Source organism: Marinobacter flavimaris, from assembly GCF_045057155.1.
GTDB lineage: Bacteria > Pseudomonadota > Gammaproteobacteria > Pseudomonadales > Oleiphilaceae > Marinobacter > Marinobacter manganoxydans.
Window position 1 is genome coordinate 4,207,708 of the sequence record NZ_CP171359.1, and the last position, 19,485, is coordinate 4,227,192.

A 19,485-nucleotide genomic window follows, 5' to 3' on the forward strand; every position below is an offset into this window, starting at 1 on the left:
GGGCGTCCTTACTTGGCTTTTCCGGAGCCACCGTCCCGGCCGGCAAGTTGCGCTGCAACCGTGGCCACGATGTCGTTATCGGCAAGGCTTCCTGGTATACACGGATTTAGGAATCCCGCTGTCCGGGCCTGTTCGGCAACCCGATCTGCGGGAACAATCAATAACCTATCGTATAGATTATGGCCGCTATTCGCACATAGTGCGATGAGATTGTTCAAGGTTTCGCCCGACAGGGCGACGATGGCCTCCGGAGCAAAGGTATCGAGGGTGGCCCGGATCCGCTCCGGCGCGTGGTCAGGGCGAAAGCGGCGGTACAGGGGCAGCAGGGTCACGCGGGCGCCCCTGGCTTCAAGGGTTTCGCGGATCAGTTCGCGTCCGGTTTCCCCGCGAGCGAGCAGAACCCGCTCATGCTGGAGGTTTTGCAGTGACGGCAATGCCAGTAGTGCCTCGCTGGTCCAGCCCTCGGGCGGCCGCCGCGGGCTGAGACCGTGTTCCGCAAGCACGGCTGCGGTGCCGGCACCAACGCCATACCAGCGGATGCCCATGGGCACCTGGGGCCACCAGGTGTCCACCTCTTCCAGCAGCAGCCGGGCGGCAAACGGGCTGACTGCGATCACATGGGAAAATTCATCCAGGCTCAGAATGAGTGTGCGGCGCTCGGGCGTTTCCGGCAGAGGTTCCCGGTCAATCAGTGGCAGGATATGTACATCGGCACCGGCTGCACGAAACCGGCTGGCCAGGCGCGAAGCCTCGGGCTCGGGCCGGCAGATCAGAATCCGCCGGCCGTTCAGGTCGGGCTCAGGTTGGTGTGTGGCCATAGATTTCAGCCAGCACCTTGTCGGCTCCGAGAGCCAGCAGATCCTCGGCCAGTTCCCGGCCCAGACGTTCGCCTTCGGCCCGTGGCGCGCGGCCTTCGACCCGGAAAATCTGGGTGCCATCAACAGCGCCCACCAAGCCCCGCAGCCAGATTGTATCGTCGTCTTCAAGAAGCGCGTACGCCGCGATTGGCACCTGACAACCACCTTCCAGCCGACGGTTCAGAGCCCGTTCGGCGGTGACGCGATCCCAGGTGTCTTTGTGCTTCAGGGGTTCGAGCATGGCCAGCAGATCCTGGTCATCGACCCGGCATTCAATGCCCAGGGCGCCCTGGCCGACCGCCGGCAGCGACAACGTGTCGGGCAGGCAGTAGCGGATGCGCTCGTGAAAGCCCAGACGCTTAAGCCCGGAGCTGGCCAGTACAATCGCTTCGTATTCGCCGGCATCAAGCTTGGCCAGGCGGGTGTTGACGTTGCCGCGCAGCACGCGGATTTCCAGATCCGGGCGATAGGCTCGAAGCTGGGCCTCCCGGCGCAGGCTTGCGGTGCCGACCACGGCACCGTGGGGCAGGGCGTCAACGTTGTCGTAGTGGTTGCTGACAAAGGCGTCGGTCGGGTCTTCACGCTCGCAGATAGCCACCAGCCCCAGCCCTTCCGGAAACTCCATGGGCACGTCTTTCATGGAATGCACGGCCAGGTCGGCCCGGCCGTCCAGCATGGCCTCTTCCAGTTCCTTGACGAACAGGCCCTTGCCGCCGATTTTCGCCAGGGGCACGTCCAGGATCTTGTCGCCCTGGGTCTTGATCTTGACCAGTTCCACGGTGATGTTGTCGTGCAGCCTTTCCAGTTCGGCCTTGATGAATTCCGCCTGCCACAGCGCCAGTGCGCTGCTGCGGGTTGCAATGCGAAGGGTACGTTTGGACATGACACTCACTGTCGGTTCGAAAAAATGTCCGCCAAGGTTACCTTGTGGCGGCAGAAAAGTCCCGCGGCTACCACCTTTGGGAGTCATGCTGGTTCAGCCTGGCTGGTGCTCCTGAAGCCACTGGCGCACGTTGCTGGCATGGCGGCGGCTGACCGGCAGTTCGCCCCGGCCTTCCCTCAGGGCGACCAGGTTGTGGCCATCCGGCGTCCGTCTCAGTGCCTGGATAAAGCGAACCCCCACCAGGGTGTTCCGGTGGATCCTGAGCAGGGTGCTCGGGTAGCTGTTTTCCAGTTCCTTCAGCGTGTAGTCACACACGGTTTCGCCCCGGGCGTGATGGATGGTGACGTATTTTTGATCTGCCTCGCAGTAGAGGATTTCCGACAGATCGATCAGCTCGGTGCCGCGGTGCGTGCGCACCGCCAACTGTTCCTGGCTGTGGGCAGCCTGGCCGTTGAGTGCCTGCAACTGTACCCGGTTGACCCTGCCGGCCCGGGCCAGGGCCTCCGCCAAGGCCTCTTTGCGAACCGGTTTGAGCAGGTAGGCGATGGCCTGCACGTCGAATGCCTGGATAGCGTAGTGGTCGTAGGCCGTGCAGAAGATCAGCGCCGGTGGATTGGCCAGCTGGCTAAGTCTGCTGGCGGCCTCCATGCCGTCCATGCCCGGCATCCGGATATCCAGCAACAGTATGTCTGGCTCCAGTTCCGCCACCTGTTTCAAGCAACTGTCGCCGTCTGCAGCTTCGCCACAGACCCGATACCCCGGAACCGCCTCCACCAACCGGCGGATGCGTTCCCGGGCCAGGGGTTCGTCATCGGCGATCAGGACGCTGCGGGTATCAGTCATGTCTTGTCTCGGTTCCGTTGGTCAGGGGTTTATTGTTTTCGGGCTCTCTGCTCGCCGGCCTTCCGTCGCGGCAGTCGCAGGGTAACCGTGTACACATCGTGCTGGTGGCTGTGTTTGAGCACCGCCGGCTCACCGAAAAGCGCCCGTAGCCGTGACTGAATGTTGGCCAGCGCCATTCGGTTGCCGTCATGTTGCTGCTTATTCTGGTCCGGCTTTGGATTCTGTACCAGCAGGTAGACAAATTCGCCTTTGGCCTGGGCTTCAATCCTGACGGTGCCACCGTCCGGGCGCGGCTGGATACCATGGTAGATGGCGTTTTCCACCAATGGCTGCAGTGTGAGCGGGGGAATGGCCTGGTGCTCCAGGCCTTCTTCAATCTGCCATTCCAGTTTCAGGCGGTCGCCCAGGCGCAGTGCTTCGATGGCCAGGTAACGCTGGCACAAAGCCAGTTCCCTCGATAGCGGAATCAGCTGGTCGCCGGTGCGAAGGCTGGCGCGAAACAGTTCCGAAAGATCCAGAACGGCTTCTTCGGCCCGTTCCGGATTGATGGCAATCAGGCTGGCAATGGTGTTCATGCTGTTGAACAGGAAGTGTGGCTGAATGCGGGCCTGCAGTGATGCCAGATGCGCCTGCATTTCCGCTTCACGCTGCTGTTGCCACTGGTGCTGCAGGTAAAAATAGCGCAGCACCATGAGCACGATCAGCAACGCCAGCAGCATTTTCTTGGCTACGCCCTGCCAGACGGCCACGCCGTCCTGGGGGTGCAGTACGCTGTCGGCGAACAGGCTGAAGGCGAGCACATCCAGCAGCACAATGGCGACGATGGTGGTCGTTGCCCCGGAGACGGACATTCGAGCAAGCCGCGTGCGCAATAGGCAGATCAGGGCGGCACTGGTGAGGGTGGTCCACTGCACGAACAGTGACAGCAGTCCGAAGTAATTCCAGTCGATCCAGCCCCGATCCGCCTGCACGATGGCGAGCACCAGAACCAGCAGTTCACTGGTCACCAGCAACAGGAACACGGCCCTCACCCGGCACAGGTCCGGAACGAAGAACTCGCTCGCTGTCACATCTTTGTCCCCGTTACGGGGTGTCTCCTTTACCCGGGTCAGAATGGTATACTCCCGCCACGTTCAATGTACCCAGCTCCCGCCAGATGATGCCGGGCTGTCAGCAGGAAAGATAGACCATGACGGATCAGAAAAAGTCTGACCAGACCACAAGCTCTGAAAAACCCTGGGGCGGGCGCTTCAGTGAACCCACCGATGCCTTTGTTGAAAAATTTACTGCATCCGTGGGATTTGACCAGCGCCTGTACCATCACGACATCACCGGTTCCATTGCCCATGCCACCATGCTGGCCGAGGTTGGCGTGCTTACCGCCGACGAGCGGGACCAGATCATTGAGGGCCTGAAAGGCGTCAAGGCAGACATCGAGGCCGGCAACTTCCAGTGGTCGGTCAGCCTTGAAGACGTGCACATGAACATTGAAGCACGCCTCACCGACCGTATCGGTATTACGGGCAAGAAGCTGCACACCGGCCGAAGCCGCAACGATCAGGTAGCCACCGATATCCGTCTGTACCTGCGGGACGAGATCGACGTGATTGCCGAGGAACTGAATCGCCTGAAATCTGGCCTGCTGGATCTCGCCGAGCGCGAGGCGGACACCATCATGCCCGGCTTCACCCATCTGCAGACTGCCCAGCCGGTGACCTTCGGGCACCACTTGCTGGCCTGGTACGAGATGCTGGTTCGGGATGCCGAGCGTCTGCAGGATTGCCGCAAGCGGGTGAACGTAATGCCCCTGGGCGCAGCGGCCCTGGCAGGCACTACCTATCCCATTGATCGGGCAATGACCGCCCGACTGCTGGGCTTCGACCGGCCCACCGAGAACAGCCTGGACTCTGTCAGCGACCGGGATTTTGCCATCGAGTTCTGCAGCTTTGCGGCACTGCTGATGACGCATCTTTCCAGATTCAGCGAGGAGCTTGTGCTATGGACCTCCGCCCAGTTCGACTTCATTGATCTGCCGGACCGGTTCTGCACCGGCTCGTCCATCATGCCCCAGAAAAAGAACCCCGACGTGCCGGAACTGGTCCGGGGCAAGACCGGTCGTGTCAATGGCCATCTGATCAGCCTGCTGACCCTGATGAAAAGCCAGCCGCTGGCCTACAACAAGGACAACCAGGAAGACAAGGAACCACTGTTCGACACGGTCGATACCATCAAGGGCTGCCTGAAAGCCTACGCCGACATGATTCCGGCCATTCGCTCCAAGGCCGATAACATGAGAGTGGCAGCCAAGCGCGGTTTCTCGACCGCTACCGATCTGGCGGATTACCTGGTCAAGAAAGGCGTGCCTTTCCGGGACGCCCACGAGATCGTGGGCAAGTCCGTGGCGTTCGGTGTGGCTGAAGGTCGTGACCTGTCTGATATGACCCTCGAAGAGCTGCAGCAGTTCTCCGATCATATCGGCGCCGATGTTTTCGATGTGCTGACCCTGGAAGGTTCGGTCCAGGCCCGTGATCATCTCGGTGGCACAGCGCCGGATCAGGTGCGTGCGGCGGTCGGTCGGGCCCGCAACCAGCTGGGTTGAGCCGGCGCACTCAGCGGGGCGAAACGGTTAACCGCCGATTCGCCCTGTAGCGAGGTCTACCGCCGCCGGCGTGAGTTCGTCCAGTGGCTCAGGTCGGCATAGCCGGTAGCCCTGTCCGTAGTGAATGCCCAGAGTCCGTACCTTGCGAAGGGCATCGTCGCTTTCGATAAACGTGGCCACCGTCACTTTGCCGGCGGCCTCGGCAATCCGGTGCAGTGCTTCCAGCATCACCTGCTGCACCGGGTCCTCCTCCAGCTGCTGAACCATTCTCCGGTCCAGTTTGATGATATCCACGGGTAATCTCGCCGCCAGGCTGTAGCTTTCCACCGATGCGCCGGCACCGTCCAGGGCGACGCGGAAGCCTGCCCGATGCAGGGCGTCGCAAAGCACGGCCACGTCGTCGGGATACTGGGTGGCGTGGGCCTCACGGATTTCCAGGCAGAAACAGTCCGGGGCAAACGGGGATTGGTTCAGGGCATCGGCCATGAAGTCGGCGAAGGTGTCATCCAACACAGTTGCCAGTGACAGGTTAAATCCACAGTACTTCAATCGGGGTTCCAGCAAGGGCTGGTTACCGAGCCATTCCAGGGTTTGCCGGATCACCTGGCGATCCAGGCGCTTTGCCAGGTCAAACCGTTCCGCAATGGGCAGGAAATCGTCGGGCAGGAGTGTCGTCTCATCATCCGACGTTGTTGGAATCCGACAGAGGATTTCGATGTGATCGCCCCAGGTGGGGCTGGCCACCGGCCTCATGGCCTGGTATTCCAGAATCAGCGACTGTTTGTCCAGCGCGTCGCGGATCTGCTCGACCCGTTTGCTGGCCACTGAATCGTCCGTCTGGTTGGCAATAGCGCTGGCCGCGTGAACCCGGTTGCGTCCGGAGGTTTTGGCGGTGTGGCACAGGTCCGCAGCCTGGACCAGAAGCTGCTCCGGATCCGCAGGGACGTCGTTGTCCAGAATCAACAGGCCGCCCGATGCGGTGGTCTGGAGGCTGTGACCCTGCCAGTCGAAGACAAAGTCGCCGATCAAATCAAGGGTTTCCTGGGCAATCTTGCGGGCCCGCGCTTCCGGGCAGTTCTCGATCAGAAGGGCGAAGGTGTCGCCAGCGAGGCGGGCGAGGGCGTCACGCTGCCGGACGCGCACGCCGAGGTTGCCGGCCAGCTCCCTGAGGTAGCGATCACAGGTGCCGCTGCCAGCAAGATCGTTAAAGCGTTCGAATTCATCCAGATCCAGGTAGAGCAGGCTGTCGCAGGATTCCCGATGGGTTTTCTGCTCCAGGGTTCTTAATACCCGAGCGATGAATGCCTTTCTGTTCATCAGGCCGGTAACCGGATCGTGACGTATCCGGTATTCCTCACTGGAGGCGTGATTCAGCCAGGGCTCAATGCGACGGGCCACGTGCACCGCGCCGGTGATTTCGCCCTGGTCGTTGGTCAGGCGCTGGTAATGGAATTCATGCACTGGTAGCTGGCGCGACTGCTGGGCCATGGGCATCTCGACCACGAAGTTGTCACGTTCGAAGGCCCGGTGCCAGAGCCGTTCCATCAGCCTGCGTTCGTTCGGGAACTCCTGAAGCAAGTCGCTCAGGTTGTCGCCTGCCTCCGGGCGCCCGCCAAAGGTTTCGGCAAACTGTCTGGCCCAGGCGTCATTGAAGTGGAGCAGGTTGAACGAGAGATCGACCGCCACAACCAGATCGGAGGTGGCGCTGGTGACCGCTGCGAGCATGGTGTTTGCGTGCTGGCGAGCCCTGTCGAGTTTCATATCGGCGGTCCGGTCTACCAGGGTGCCGCCGAGCCCGGTAATCCGGCCGCCCTGTTTCAGAGCCCGACAACTGAGCGTCACCCGCCGATGGTTCTGTTGCGAGGTAACGATATCGAGGTTGAGGGAGAATGCGTCTCCGGTTCGGAGGCAACGGCGGAACATGGCCCGGACCCTGGCCTGGCCGGTCTGGCAGTAGAAAAGCGCCTGTTCGGGCGTGATTTCGGCGCCCGGTCTCAGCTCAAGAAGCTGGAACATTCCCTCGGTCCAGGTCATTTCATTCGTGCGGGTGTCCAGTTCCCAGATCCCGAAACCGGCAATGCTCTCCGCTGCTCGCAACAGGCGGGAATCCCTGCTTGAGCTGTCGCACAGGGCAATCGTGGCACTCGCCGCCTTGTCGGAATCCCGAACGTCGAGTCGCAGGCTCAGGCAGGCGGTGTAGAAGAAACCTTCCTTGTGCCGGAAGGTCACCAGGACGTTCTGGCCACGCTCGATCCGGTGGCGGTTTGCCGGTGCAAAAGGATCATCCTGGCGAGATGCCAGGATCCGGTGCACCGGTTGGCCTTCCAGTTCACTACTCTCATAACCGAGCACTGCCTCGGCCTGGTGGTCAGCGAACAGTACTTTTCCTTCATCGTCGATGCGTAAAACGGTCTGGCGCCCGGAGGTCGCGGACTGGTCCGAACGGTAGCGGCGAATGATGAATTCTTTCACAGCGGGTAAGCCTCGCGTGTCCTGCAGCTTTTATTTTTTTAAAGGTTTTGCCACGATGCCGACATCATACTCATACTGATGCTGAAAAGAACCTCTCTGCGGAGCCGCCTTGACCGCCCACGTTGCCCCGATTTCCCTCGACTTTGAGGAGGGAATAGATCGCAAGACCCTCCGTCGCCTGAGGGACCGGTTTCTGCTGGTCAATCAGCAGCGCTGGGACCGTGCCCATTCTGCGTTGTCCTATCGCCAGCAGATGGTGCTGGAAATTCTGCCGCTGGTGTTTCATCTCAACCATCCGGCCCTGCCCGGTTACCTGGACAGCGATTGCCCCTATGGCCTGAGCAACTATCAGCCGTCACCGGCCACCATCAATGCGGCTCGTCGACTGGCCCGGACTTTTTCGCTGAAGGATGAAGGCAAGCGCAAACCGGATCTGGACGCCATGTTCCTGATGGGCAGCCCGGGAACCCTTGGCCATTCCGTGGCCAGTGACCTCGACGTCTGGCTCTGTCACCGCAGTGACCTGCCCGAGCGGGGCATCCGCTGTCTTGAGCGCAAAGCCGAGAAGCTGGCCCGCTGGGCGGAATCTTTCGGTGTCGAACTGCACGTATTCGTCTTCTGTGCTTCGGATTGGCGTGCCGGTCGGCAACGGGTAGAGGTGACCGGCGAGAACTGTGGCAGCGCCCAGCATTTCCTGCTGCTGGACGAGTTCTATCGGACCAGCATCCATCTGGCCGGTGCCTGGCCCATGTGGTGGCTGATTCCTGCGGAGCGGGAGGAAACCTACGATGACTGCATGCGCAAGCTGGTGGATTACCGGTTTGTGCGCGCCGAGGACTATATCGATTTTGGCCCGGTGCCGGCGATTCCGGAGGAAGAATTCCTTGGTGCGGGCGTCTGGCAGTTGTACAAGGGGATTGATGCGCCCTGGAAGTCGATTCTGAAACTGCTTCTGATCGAATGTTATGCGCGGACCACCGGTGAGGCTCTGTTGTCCAGCCAATTCAAGCGGGCCGTTTTCCGCGGCGAAACCGATGCCGACCGTCTGGACCCTTACGTCATGCTCTACAATCGGCTGGAGGGCTGGCTGACCGGACCGGAAGTGGCGTCGAGGCTGGACCTGATTCGCCGGAGCCTGTATCTGAAAGCCAGTTTGCCACTGACGCGGTCCGAGGTCTCCGGTGAGCAATGGCGTGCCCGCCTGCTGCGCCAGATGGTGACAGGTTGGGGCTGGAGTGAAAACACGCTGGCGGAGCTGGATGATCGTCAACGCTGGCGGGCAGAGGATGTCACCACCCTGCGTCGCACCATCGTCAACGAATTGACCCACGGTTACCGCCTGCTGTCGAAAATGGCCAGGGAGCATGGCCAACGCGCCGCCATCAGCGCCAACGATATCAATCTCCTCGGCCGCAAGCTTTATGCCGCGTTTCAGCGCAAGGCGGGCAAGATCGAGCAGATCAATCCCGGGCTGGCCCCGTCGCTGGCGGAGGAAAACCTGGCATTTCATCATCAGTCGGAGCAGGGCGGCGACGCCGACGGCTGGCTGCTGTACCGGGACCTCGAAGACCCGGCAGACGCTTTCTGGCAGCCGGTTATCCGTCGCTCTGGAAATCTGGCGGAACTGATGGTCTGGTGCTATTGCAACGGTCTGCTGACCCGCTCGACTCGACTGAATGTGCGGTCGGGCACCAGTATTGCCTCCGTCAGCGAGTTGCGTGAAATGCTTGATGCCCTGTCTGCGTTCCTGCCATTTCCGATTGCCCCGGCGGAACGGGAAGCGTTGTCCCGGGGTGTGCGGCCGTTGAGGAATCTGCTGTTGGTGAACGTCGGCATTGACCCTCAGGCCCACCTCACGGAAAAGGGCCTTCACAAGCTCAGTTCCCGGCACGATTCTCTGGGCTTTAGCGGCGGGCGGGAGAATCTGGTCATCAGCATCGACCAGATTACTTTCAACAGCTGGCATGAAGTCAGTCTCCAGCATTACGCAGCGGGCGATACACTGATCCAGTGCCTGAAGAATGTTCTAGCATCGGTGGCAGCCAATCCCGACGAATTGCCGGCCGTTCGGGTGCACTGCCACAACCGTGGTCATGGCTCTGCCATTGCCCGCCGGGTTCAGGAGCTGTTTGCCGATGTCCTCCGGCCCTTTTTTGCCGGAGGTACCGGCCCGCATCCGCTGCGCTATGTGATTGAAATGGATCGTCGCTACTTCCTGCTCCAGTTCAACGGCCTGGAACCGGGGTTTGTGGCACTCGACAGCTTTGAGGCGCTGATGGAGCATCTGGCGCTGCCCCAGGAGCGGTACCTGCCGGTGGTGTTCGATCGTTACGCGTTGCAGGACGAGCCGGCCTTGCGGGCGGTTTGCCTGGCCAGCGAACCGGACAACATCCAGGTGTTTTATCGTATTCTCGGCGATCAGGCCCGGCTCTGGGTCGTTGACGAACTGGGTTCTGTGTTCAGCTGGGAACAGGCGGTGACCAGTCGACGGCATTTGCTGGTGCCGGTACTGCGTTTCCTGGATAACCTGATCGAGCGGCGATTGCTGCGCCATACCGATTCCGCCGGCGTTGTGGCCGGCGTCCAGTGCTACGAGATTGTCCGGCGGGACGGGGCCTGGCGGGCCGAGTACCGGCCGGAGTCGGATTCGGGAGTGCCTCTGCCCGGATTTGAGGTGCAGGCCGTGGGCATCCACGAGGGCGACAGTCGCCTGCGCTTCGACATTTTCTGTGGTGACCAGGAATTCAGCGTCCAGGAGTACGGCGACCAGTTGATTCCGGCAGTGGCCCACTACATCCGCTCCCTCCGGCATAGCGATGAGGTCTACCCGGTGTACCTGACCGATATCCACCTGCCCCACGACCTCGACCCCCGGGTGTACCAGCATGATATCCAGACCAGCCAATACCTGTATTACCGGTCTGTGCTGGAAGATTCCCTGAACCGCCATCTCGCGAGGACTCGCTGACCTCGCGGCCCGGGGCGGGTGTCAGGTATACTGCGCCCATAGTGAACTCAGGGGTAGGTAGCCGATATGCGAGCGTGGACTCTGTCGATCATGACGTTGATGCTGGCTCTGGTTGTGAGCGGTTGCGGTCAGAAAGGACCGTTGTACCGTGACAGTCAGGCCGCTTCTATAACGTCCGGGCCGGATTCGGCCCAGGAGCAGCCCGATCGCGAAGAAACCCGCGACTAGCGCCATGGCCCCCCGGCCCCGTTAAACGAATCAGGAAACTCATGGACCATTTCAACTACCGCGACGGCGAGCTGTACGCCGAGGATATCCCTGTCTCTGCCATTGCCGATCGTTTTGGCACGCCGGCCTACGTGTATTCGCGCGCCACGCTTGAGCGACATTACCGGGCCTATGATGACGCGCTTCGGGATCACCCGCATCTGGTGTGCTACGCCGTTAAAGCCAATAGCAATCTGGCGGTGCTGAACGTTCTTGCGCGGCTCGGTGCCGGCTTTGATATCGTGTCGGCCGGCGAGCTGGAGCGGGTACTGCGGGCCGGTGGTGATCCGTCGCGGGTGGTCTTCTCCGGCGTTGGCAAGCAGGAATGGGAAATGAAGCGGGCCCTTGAAGTGGGCGTGCGCTGCTTCAACGTCGAATCCGATACCGAACTGGACAGGCTCAATGCGGTGGCGGGAGAGCTCGGCGTAAAGGCGCCGATCTCTCTGCGGGTGAACCCGGATGTTGATGCCGGAACCCATCCCTATATTTCCACGGGTCTGAAAGAGAACAAGTTCGGGATTGATATTGCCGAAGCGCCGCAGGTCTATGCCCGTGCGGCAGGTATGCCGAATCTCGACGTGAAGGGTGTGGATTGTCACATCGGCTCACAGCTGACGAGCGTGTCACCGTTCCTCGACGCACTGGACCGGGTGCTGGCCCTGATTGATTCCCTGGCGGACCAGGGCATCCACATTCATCACCTGGATATGGGCGGTGGCCTGGGCGTTACCTACAACCAGGAGCAGCCACCACAGCCGTCGGATTACGTGAAGGCGCTGGCCGAGCGCCTGGGTGACCGCAAACTGGAGCTGATTCTGGAGCCCGGCCGATCCATTGCCGCCAACGCTGGCATCCTGGTTACCAGAGTCGAATTCCTGAAGTGCACCGAGCACCGGAACTTTGCCATCATTGATGCCGCCATGAATGATCTGATCCGGCCCGCCCTGTACAGCGCCTGGCAGGCGATTATCCCGGTCAAGCCACATCAGAATGGTGAGGAAAAGGCCTGGGATCTGGTTGGTCCGGTCTGTGAAACCGGCGATTTCCTGGGCAAGGACCGTCACCTGCGCCTGCAGGCCGGGGATCTGCTGGCGGTTCGCTCTGCCGGAGCCTATGGCTTTGTCATGAGCTCAAACTACAACACGCGGAACCGGCCGCCGGAACTCATGGTCGATGGCGACCAGGTGCATGTGGTCCGCCGCCGTGAAACTCTCGAAGACCAGCTCGCACCCGAGAGCTGCCTTCCGGAATGAGCGGGAGCGAGGAGATGACACAGCAACGCAGGACCCAGGGCCCCATGCTTCGATTCACCAAGATGCATGGGCTGGGTAATGATTTTATGGTGGTGGATGCCATCAGCCAGCCTTTTCGTCTGCGCCCCGAGATGATCCGCGAACTGGCCAACAGGAATTTCGGAATTGGCTTCGATCAGTTGCTGGTGGTGGAGCCGCCCGGGCTGCCGGATGTCGATTTCCGCTACCGCATTTTCAATGCGGACGGGTCCGAGGTGGAGCAGTGCGGCAACGGTGCCCGCTGCTTCGCCCGGTTTGTCCGGGACCAGCGACTGACCAACAAAAAGGTCATCCGCGTCCAGACCGCCAAGGGCGTGATCGAGCTCCGTGTCGGCCGGGAAGGCATGGTGATGGTCAATATGGGCGTGCCCGAGTTCAATCCGCCGGCCATTCCGTTCGCCGCCGACCGTCGAAAGGATGTCTACACCGTGGATGTGGACGGCCAGACAGTGGAACTGAGCGCCTTGTCCATGGGTAACCCCCATGGTGTGCTGCTGGTTGAGGATGTAGACCAGGCGCCGGTGGAAACGCTGGGGCCCAAGCTCGAGCGGCATCCCCGCTTCCCGGCACGGGCCAACATCGGGTTTCTCCAGATTCTGGATCGTACCCATGTCCGCCTGCGGGTGTTTGAGCGTGGCTCGGGCGAGACCCTCGCCTGCGGTAGTGGTGCCTGTGCCGCCGTGGTGGCCGGCTGCCTGCGAGGCCTGCTGGATGCCCGCGTGGAAGTGGAATTGCGGGGCGGCCCTCTGGTCATTGAATGGCAGGGTGAAGGGACCCCTGTTATGATGGAAGGGCCTGCAACCAGCGTATTTGAGGGGCAGTTGAGGCTGCCGGGTGATTCTGGTGGTCGTCGACGCAGGAGCGCTCGCCCCCATAAACAACGATCCTGACAGCCAGGAGTACTCCATGACAGAACAAACGGCCCGCCAGAAGGCCGGTGAGCTCACCCGGGAAGAGGTGGCGGATTACCTGCGCGCCAACCCCGATTTCTTCATCGACCAGGATGAGCTGCTGCGCAGCCTGACCCTGCCCCACGACAGTGGCCGGGCCATTTCGCTGGTCGAACGCCAGGTGCATCTGTTCCGGGAGCAGCGGGATACCCTGCGCAGGGAGTTGGTAGAGCTTGTATCCATCGCCCGCCACAACGACCGGTTGTTCGAGAAGAGCAAGCGTTTGCTGATGCAGGTGATTGAAGCGCGGACGCTCAACGATATGGCTGCTGCCATTGATGACAGTATCCGTGGTGATTTCGGTCTCGACGCCGCTTCCGTGTTGTTGTTTACCGATGTCGAGCTGCCTGAGGCCTCTCAAGGCGCCCTGCATGTGGTCAGTCCTTCTGCGGCCCGTGAGCGCCTGGGCAGCCTGCTGGAAGGCGAGAGGGCTGTGTGCGGTCAGTTCCGTGAAAGCGAACGGGAGTTCCTGTTCCCGGACCGTGAAGAACCCATTGCCTCGGTCGCCCTGGTGCCGCTGAGGCATGATGAGCTGGTGGGCGTGTTTGCGGTCGGTAGCTGCCAGCCCGGCTATTTCGACCAGAGCATGGGTTCCCTGTTCCTGAGCTACATCAGCGACACACTCAGCCGCCTGCTGCCGCCCATGGTGCAGCGCCACACAGCGGCTGCTCCGGTCACCGACATGGCGACGGAGTCCCGCTAACGTGTCAGAAGCCCCGGAGAGTCCGGCAGTGCCCAATGAGCTGACCGGGCCGCTGGCGGAATTTATCCGGCACCTGGCTTCTGAAAAACGCCATTCTCCGAGAACCTGCGACAGCTACCAGCGCGACCTTTTGCGTCTGGCGGACTGGCTGGGCCGCAGTGGATTCGTTGCCTGGCAACGGGTGACCAACCACGACCTGCGCCGCTACGTCGCGACGCTCAGCCGGGAGGGGTTGTCAGGCCGGAGCATTGCCAGACATCTCTCGGCGACCCGCCGTTTTTACCAGTTCCTGCTCAGGGAGAAGCTGGCATCGGATAATCCGGCGCTGGATATCCGGGCCCCCAAGAGTGGCCGCCGTCTGCCTCGCGTTGCAGATGTGGATCAACTGAATCATCTACTGGACGGACAGCCGGACGATCCCCTGGAAGTGCGGGATCTATGTATGTTCGAGCTGATGTATTCTTCCGGGTTGCGGCTGGCGGAGCTGGCAAGCCTGGATCTGGATACCGTCGATCTGCGCAGTGGTGAGGTTCGCGTGATGGGTAAGGGTGACAAGGAACGGCTGCTGCCCGTCGGACGAAAAGCCATTTCAGCCATACAGGCCTGGCTACCGTACAGAGCGGCGCTGGCCAATGACGGTGAGGCTGCTCTGTTCGTCAGCCAGCGGGGCGAAAGACTCAGCCACCGAAGTATCCAGGCCCGCCTTAGCCGTTGGGGAATCAGCCGTGGTGCCGACCAGAAGCTCCATCCGCACCTGCTGCGACACTCGTTTGCCAGCCACATGCTTGAATCCAGTGGTGACCTTCGTGCCGTACAGGAACTTCTGGGCCATGCCGACATTGCCACGACCCAGGTCTATACTCATCTTGATTTTCAACATTTGGCGCGGGTTTATGACCAGAGTCACCCCAGAGCACGACGCGATCGGTATCATGGTAAGACCAGTGACGAGAGTTCCTGAGGCCAGCAAGGGTCATCCAGGGGTTTTTCACACATCAACAGTACAGCAAGGATAGGCGGGAGCGCTCCATGGCATCGGATCAGTCCTGGAAGGAAAAATACCTTCAGGAACTCGAGTCTGCAGACAATCGGGAAAAGCAGTGGAAGGCGGAGCGGAATACCCTTGAACGCATGCTGGTGCGCACCAGTCTCGCCTCCGAAGGCCAGACCCCGGAGCTGGATCGGTTACTGGCTCGCATCCGGAAGGACCTGCGGAAAAACCGGGTAGATGTGGACGCCTGGAAGGACTTGCAGGATCAGATTGATCGCCAGGTCGCCCTGCTCGATGAGCGCCAGTCGGCCAACGACAGGAAGCCTTCCTTTTTCTCCCGTCTGGCGCGAGAACCAGAGCAAGAGCCCCAGCAACAGCAGCAACAGGTCAGCGCGGAACCTTTACCGGAAAGCAGCGAGCAGCCGGAGTCCCTCCCGGGCAATGACCAGGATGTCGAGGACAACGTTCAGCGGTTGCGCATTGCCCGCCGTGTGGGCCAGCTGTTGGGTCAGATGCTTACCCAGGTCTCCCTTGAGCCTGCCGCCGAGGCCCGGGCCCGGGCGTTGCAGCAATCTCTCCTGGCCAGTAACGACTGGGATGAATTGCGCGAAGGCCTGAACCATGTGGCTGAGCTGGTCATCGCTGCGGTTACCCGGAGCAAGCGCGAGTTCGAAGCCTTTCTCAAGCGTCTCGATGAACGTCTGGAGCTGTTGAGGGAACACTTCTCGGCCCAGTCTTCGGCCCAGTCCGGCCGATTGGATGCCTCAGAGCACCTTGATCGGGAGATCCGCGAGGAAATTGAGCGGGTTGGGCAACGTTTGCAGGAGAGCGATGACCTTCAGGACCTAAAACAGTCGGTCAGTCGTCATCTTGAGTCCATTGGTCAGGCGGTAGGCCGTTTCCGTACCCAGGAATCCGAGCGCGAGCGTGCGCTCTCCGAGCAGCTTGAGGCCATGCAGGAGAAAGTGGCGGCCATGGAGGCCCACTCCGAGCAGATGCAGGAACAGGTCCGTAAGGAGCGGCTCCGGGCCATGACCGACCTGCTTACCGAGTTGCCCAACCGTGAAGCCTGGCAGGAGCGACTGTCATTCGAGTACAACCGCTGGCAACGCTACAGCCATCCGTTGACCATCGGTGTGCTGGATATCGATCTTTTCAAACGGATCAACGACTCCTATGGTCACAAGGCCGGCGACAGGGTGTTGCAGCTGGTTGCGAGGGAGTTCAGGGATCGCTTGCGCACCACGGACTTTGTGGCTCGTTTTGGCGGCGAGGAATTCGTGGTGTTGTTCCCGGAAACCGAACCTTCAGACGCGCGAGCAGTGGTGGACAAGTTGCGGGAACATGTCGGCAAGCTGCCGTTCCACTTCCGCGGCGAGCCGGTGACTGTGACCTTCTCAGCCGGCCTGGCGGGATTCATTGCCGGCGACACCGAGGAGTCGGTGTTCGACCGGGCCGACCGGGCCCTCTATCAGGCCAAGGACGCCGGCCGGGACCAGGTGATGATCAGCGACAGTGCCGACGTTCAGTGACGCATCATTGCGTCCAGCTCGTCGATCACCTCCGCCCAGTCGCTGTCTTCCTCCAGGCCTTCTTCCAGGAAGTGAGACTGGCTTTCGGACCAGATGGGAGCATCCTGGATGGCAACTTCGCTCGGCAGGGGCGAGTACCTGGCGACAAAATCCTCAATGCTTTTGGCGTCGGACGCCAGGCCTAGCTGCTCGAACAGAGTACTGAGGGTGTGTTTGCTGGTGTCCATGGACATTCGTCTCCCGTTGGCCGTTTGCCTGAATGAAATCAATGGCGTTTGCAGGTATTGTTCCCTGAAATGTAGCGGAACCCTTAAGGATATCCAGTGAAGGTTACCCTTGCCTTTCTACTATGCTGCCTGTTGGCGCTGTTTCAATCCCCCCTGCGGGCGGAACCGCCGCAAGCATCGCCGGGCCCCGTGCTAGGCAAAGAGGAGCTGACCTGGCTGGAAGGGCAGGACCGGTTTCGTATCGGTCTTCGCAGCGATCAGGTGCCGCTGGTTTTCGATACCGGCAATGGAGTGCTTGCTGGGACCTACATTGACTACCTTGCCCGGCTCTCCGACAAACTGGGCGTCGCCATGGAGCCCATCGTCCTGGAGATCGGGCAGGATAGCGGCCCGGTCAGGAGTGAGCTGGCAACCGATGCGGTTCTGACCACCAGAATGCCGGGGATGCCGGTGGTGCCCGGCAAGCGTTTCACCGATCCCCTGATGTCTCTTACCTATGGCGTGTTCGTCAGCGCCGGCGATGCGGCCATCCGGACCCTTGCCGATCTTGAGGGCAGCCGGATTGCGGTTATTGCCGGTGACCCCAACCAGTATCCCATGCTGGACCCCGTCGAGGAGTTTACGCCGGTGCCGGTCAGCAACGTCAGCGAAGCCGTCGGCCAGATTCTTTCGGGGCAGGCCGATGCGTTTCTGGCGCCGGTGCCCGTGGTGTCCGATTACCTCCAGTCGGCGATGGTGAATGGGATCGGTCTGTCGGTACTGCTCGATAACAGCCCGGTAGATGTGGTGTTGCGGGTGGATACCGATCGGGACCTTCTTTACCAGGTGCTGGACAAGGCCATTGCCGCAATCGGCCATAACGAGCACCGCACCATCCGCCAGTCATGGCTGCAGGCCGATCAGCCGTCCCTCGAACGAAGTGGCCTGGAATTGTCCGGATCGGATATGGAGTGGCTCAAGCAGCACCCGGATCTGAAAGTCGCGTTTCGCGCGGACTGGCCGCCGTTTGAATACACCCAGGACGGCCGGCCCACCGGCCTGGTCCCGGATTTGCTGACCCGGCTGGAAACCGAGCTGAACGTGCGGTTTACGCGCACTGTCGCTGGAAGCCGCATGGATGCTGAAGAGAAGCTGCGTTCGGGCGAGGTGGATATTCTTCCCGGGTTGTCCCGGACGCCGCGCACCGAAGAGGCATTCCTGTTTACCCGGGCCTATCTGACCGTGCCCATCGCCCTTGCCATCCGGGACGACGGTCGCTTTATCGGCGATCTCCGGGAACTCCGCACGGAACGGGTGGGTGTGGTGAACCGGCATGCGGCCCACGATTACCTGTTGATCAATCATCCGAACCTGGATCTTTACCCGATGGATACGGTGGAGGAGGGGCTTCTGGCGCTATCCAACGGCGACCTGGATGTCATGGTTACCCATATTCCGGCGGTCAGCTACACAGTCGCCCGGCTGGGACTGTCAAACCTAAGGATTACCAGCATCACTCCCTACCAGTACGACCTGCGACTGGCCGTACGCAAGGACAACCCTGAGCTGCACCGGGTGCTGAACAAGGCGCTGGGCAGTCTCGAAGCCAGCGAGACAGAATCCATCTACAACAGGTGGATTCATCTGGATATCGAGCAGGAGACCGATTACACCGTGGTGCGGCGGGTGGTGCTGATCGCCATCCTGGTCGTGCTGATCTTCCTGTACTGGAACCGCAAGTTGTCGCGGGAGGTGGATGAGCGTATCCGTTCGGAGAATGCCCTGCGCCGGAGCGAAGACGAGTTGCGGGCCGCCAAGCTCGAAGCCGAGAGGTTGGCCCGGGAGGCGGAGGCCGCCAGCCTGGCCAAGAGTGAGTTCCTGGCCAATATGTCCCACGAAATACGAACGCCGATGAACGCGGTGATCGGCTATAGCGATCTGCTCAGCAACAGTGTTACCGACCCGCAGCAGCGCAATTACCTGGACGCCATCCGGGCGGGAAGTCGAAGTCTGCTGATGCTGATCAACGACATTCTGGACCTGTCCCGAATCGAGGCGGGAAAAATGCGGTTGGACTATTCCGCCGTATCGGTCCGTCGTCTCCTGGATGATGTTCGCCACATTTTCGATCTGCGGGCCCGGGAGCAGGGCATAACCCTGGAAGTGAGTGTCGACTCGCGAATGCCCGGCGCCATGATGCTGGATGAAACCCGTCTTCGGCAGGTTCTGTTCAATCTGGTCGGCAACGCCATCAAGTTCACCCACGATGGTGGTGTCACAGTTCGGGCAACCGCGAAGCCGCTCAAGAAGCGGTCGGCAGAAGCGGAACAGAACCCGGAAGCGCCGGAACGCCAGTATTACAAGTTGATCGTCACGGTCAGCGATAGCGGTATCGGTATCCCGCCAGATCAGGTGGAGCGTATTTTCGATGCCTTTGAGCAGCAGGAGGGGCAGAATACGCGGCGCTATGGTGGAACCGGTCTCGGGTTGGCCATCAGCCGGAAGCTGGCCCGTATGATGGGCGGCGAGCTGGAAGTTGAGAGTGAGCAAGGTTCCGGTTCGGTCTTTACGGTGACCTTGCCCCGGGTTGAGGCGACGGTGGAACAGGCGGAAGACGAGGGCGTTCCCAAGGAATCCGACCGGCTGCTGGCCCAGACTCTCAGCATGCAGGAGCGGGGCTGGCTCAGGGAACAGCTCGCGGCGGATTTTGGTGACGAGTGGGAAGCTGTGAGAGAGAGTGGCGATCCGGAGCAGATGAAAGACTTTGCACGCCGGGTGCTGGCCTGGGGCCAGCGATTCCGGTCACGCTCCGTTACCCGTTACGGGGAGAAGCTGCTTGCGGATGTCGAGGCATTCAATCTGGACGCGGTCAACAGTGCTCTTGAGGCCTTCCCGAAGCTGCTCGGCCGCGAAGAGTAAGAG

General features: G+C 61.1%; 15 protein-coding genes. 9 read left to right on the plus strand and 6 right to left on the minus strand.

Annotated features, from left to right (window positions below; genetic code table 11):
• Positions 1 to 8: 8 nt before the first annotated feature.
• From ACGK9W_RS19630 to ACGK9W_RS19645, 4 genes are all read right to left on the minus strand, one after another.
• The gene (locus ACGK9W_RS19630; RefSeq protein ID WP_288367046.1) at positions 9 to 818 is read right to left on the minus strand and encodes a uroporphyrinogen-III synthase; all 810 of its coding nucleotides are present in this window, start codon (positions 816 to 818) and stop codon (positions 9 to 11) included.
• A complete protein-coding gene (hemC, locus tag ACGK9W_RS19635; RefSeq protein WP_014575851.1) occupies positions 799 to 1,740 on the minus strand; it encodes a hydroxymethylbilane synthase in 942 nt (313 codons plus the stop codon). Before hemC ends, ACGK9W_RS19630 begins: the two co-directional genes overlap by 20 nt.
• Positions 1,741 to 1,833: 93 nt before the next feature.
• On the minus strand, positions 1,834 to 2,583 hold the full coding sequence (locus ACGK9W_RS19640; RefSeq protein WP_014575852.1) for a LytTR family DNA-binding domain-containing protein: 750 nt from the start codon (positions 2,581 to 2,583) through the stop codon (positions 1,834 to 1,836).
• A gap of 29 nt (positions 2,584 to 2,612) precedes the next feature.
• The gene (locus ACGK9W_RS19645) at positions 2,613 to 3,653 is read right to left on the minus strand and encodes a sensor histidine kinase (protein ID WP_288367048.1); all 1,041 of its coding nucleotides are present in this window, start codon (positions 3,651 to 3,653) and stop codon (positions 2,613 to 2,615) included.
• 119 nt (positions 3,654 to 3,772) lie between these two features.
• Between ACGK9W_RS19645 and argH the strand changes: the two genes are divergently transcribed.
• Entirely contained in the window at positions 3,773 to 5,182 is a 1,410-nt protein-coding gene (argH, locus tag ACGK9W_RS19650; RefSeq protein WP_092033137.1) for an argininosuccinate lyase, read from the plus strand.
• Between the two features lie 27 nt (positions 5,183 to 5,209).
• On the opposite strand, the gene ACGK9W_RS19655 is transcribed toward argH, so the two are convergent.
• A complete protein-coding gene (locus ACGK9W_RS19655; protein WP_273084910.1) occupies positions 5,210 to 7,654 on the minus strand; it encodes an EAL domain-containing protein in 2,445 nt (814 codons plus the stop codon).
• Positions 7,655 to 7,763: 109 nt separating this feature from the next.
• Here ACGK9W_RS19655 and ACGK9W_RS19660 point away from each other — a divergent pair, with 109 nt between their 5' ends.
• The 7 genes from ACGK9W_RS19660 to ACGK9W_RS19690 all read left to right on the plus strand — a co-directional run bounded on the left by ACGK9W_RS19660 (position 7,764) and on the right by ACGK9W_RS19690 (position 16,357).
• Positions 7,764 to 10,622, plus strand: coding sequence for a class I adenylate cyclase (locus ACGK9W_RS19660; RefSeq protein WP_405418291.1), 2,859 nt, complete (start codon positions 7,764 to 7,766; stop codon positions 10,620 to 10,622).
• Between the two features lie 66 nt (positions 10,623 to 10,688).
• The gene (gene lptM, locus ACGK9W_RS19665) at positions 10,689 to 10,850 is read left to right on the plus strand and encodes an LPS translocon maturation chaperone LptM (RefSeq protein ID WP_227497818.1); all 162 of its coding nucleotides are present in this window, start codon (positions 10,689 to 10,691) and stop codon (positions 10,848 to 10,850) included.
• A gap of 41 nt (positions 10,851 to 10,891) precedes the next feature.
• Positions 10,892 to 12,142: a diaminopimelate decarboxylase gene (gene lysA, locus ACGK9W_RS19670; RefSeq protein ID WP_062782859.1), complete on the plus strand. Its 1,251-nt coding sequence runs from the start codon at positions 10,892 to 10,894 to the stop codon at positions 12,140 to 12,142.
• Positions 12,143 to 12,156: 14 nt separating this feature from the next.
• On the plus strand, positions 12,157 to 13,071 hold the full coding sequence (gene dapF, locus ACGK9W_RS19675) for a diaminopimelate epimerase (RefSeq protein ID WP_008173211.1): 915 nt from the start codon (positions 12,157 to 12,159) through the stop codon (positions 13,069 to 13,071).
• Positions 13,072 to 13,087: 16 nt separating this feature from the next.
• Positions 13,088 to 13,834: a DUF484 family protein gene (locus ACGK9W_RS19680; protein ID WP_008173212.1), complete on the plus strand. Its 747-nt coding sequence runs from the start codon at positions 13,088 to 13,090 to the stop codon at positions 13,832 to 13,834.
• Between the two features lie 28 nt (positions 13,835 to 13,862).
• Positions 13,863 to 14,795 (plus strand): tyrosine recombinase XerC, encoded by a 933-nt coding sequence (gene xerC, locus ACGK9W_RS19685; RefSeq protein WP_008173215.1) that lies wholly within the window; start codon positions 13,863 to 13,865, stop codon positions 14,793 to 14,795.
• A gap of 68 nt (positions 14,796 to 14,863) precedes the next feature.
• Positions 14,864 to 16,357, plus strand: a complete 1,494-nt coding sequence (locus ACGK9W_RS19690) for a GGDEF domain-containing protein (RefSeq protein WP_053114168.1) — start codon at positions 14,864 to 14,866, stop codon at positions 16,355 to 16,357.
• On the opposite strand, the gene ACGK9W_RS19695 is transcribed toward ACGK9W_RS19690, so the two are convergent.
• Positions 16,351 to 16,584 carry a DUF2789 domain-containing protein gene (locus ACGK9W_RS19695; protein WP_008173223.1) on the minus strand — a complete coding sequence of 78 codons (234 nt, stop codon included), beginning with the start codon at positions 16,582 to 16,584 and terminating at the stop codon, positions 16,351 to 16,353. The two genes, ACGK9W_RS19690 and ACGK9W_RS19695, sit on opposite strands and share 7 nt — an antisense overlap.
• Before the next feature lie 96 nt (positions 16,585 to 16,680).
• Between ACGK9W_RS19695 and ACGK9W_RS19700 the strand changes: the two genes are divergently transcribed.
• Positions 16,681 to 19,482, plus strand: coding sequence for an ATP-binding protein (locus ACGK9W_RS19700; protein ID WP_405418296.1), 2,802 nt, complete (start codon positions 16,681 to 16,683; stop codon positions 19,480 to 19,482).
• The last annotated feature ends 3 nt before the right edge of the window (positions 19,483 to 19,485 follow it).

Bases quoted from the DNA above. Each gene is read 5' to 3' on its own strand.
- ACGK9W_RS19630 (WP_288367046.1), bottom strand. From the start codon at position 818: ATGGCCACACACCAACCTGAGCCCGACCTGAACGGCCGGCGGATTCTG.
- hemC (WP_014575851.1), bottom strand. From the start codon at position 1,740: ATGTCCAAACGTACCCTTCGCATTGCAACCCGCAGCAGCGCACTGGCG.
- ACGK9W_RS19640 (WP_014575852.1), bottom strand. From the start codon at position 2,583: ATGACTGATACCCGCAGCGTCCTGATCGCCGATGACGAACCCCTGGCC.
- argH (WP_092033137.1), top strand. From the start codon at position 3,773: ATGACGGATCAGAAAAAGTCTGACCAGACCACAAGCTCTGAAAAACCC.
- lptM (WP_227497818.1), top strand. From the start codon at position 10,689: ATGCGAGCGTGGACTCTGTCGATCATGACGTTGATGCTGGCTCTGGTT.
- lysA (WP_062782859.1), top strand. From the start codon at position 10,892: ATGGACCATTTCAACTACCGCGACGGCGAGCTGTACGCCGAGGATATC.
- dapF (WP_008173211.1), top strand. From the start codon at position 12,157: ATGACACAGCAACGCAGGACCCAGGGCCCCATGCTTCGATTCACCAAG.
- ACGK9W_RS19680 (WP_008173212.1), top strand. From the start codon at position 13,088: ATGACAGAACAAACGGCCCGCCAGAAGGCCGGTGAGCTCACCCGGGAA.
- ACGK9W_RS19690 (WP_053114168.1), top strand. From the start codon at position 14,864: ATGGCATCGGATCAGTCCTGGAAGGAAAAATACCTTCAGGAACTCGAG.
- ACGK9W_RS19695 (WP_008173223.1), bottom strand. From the start codon at position 16,584: ATGGACACCAGCAAACACACCCTCAGTACTCTGTTCGAGCAGCTAGGC.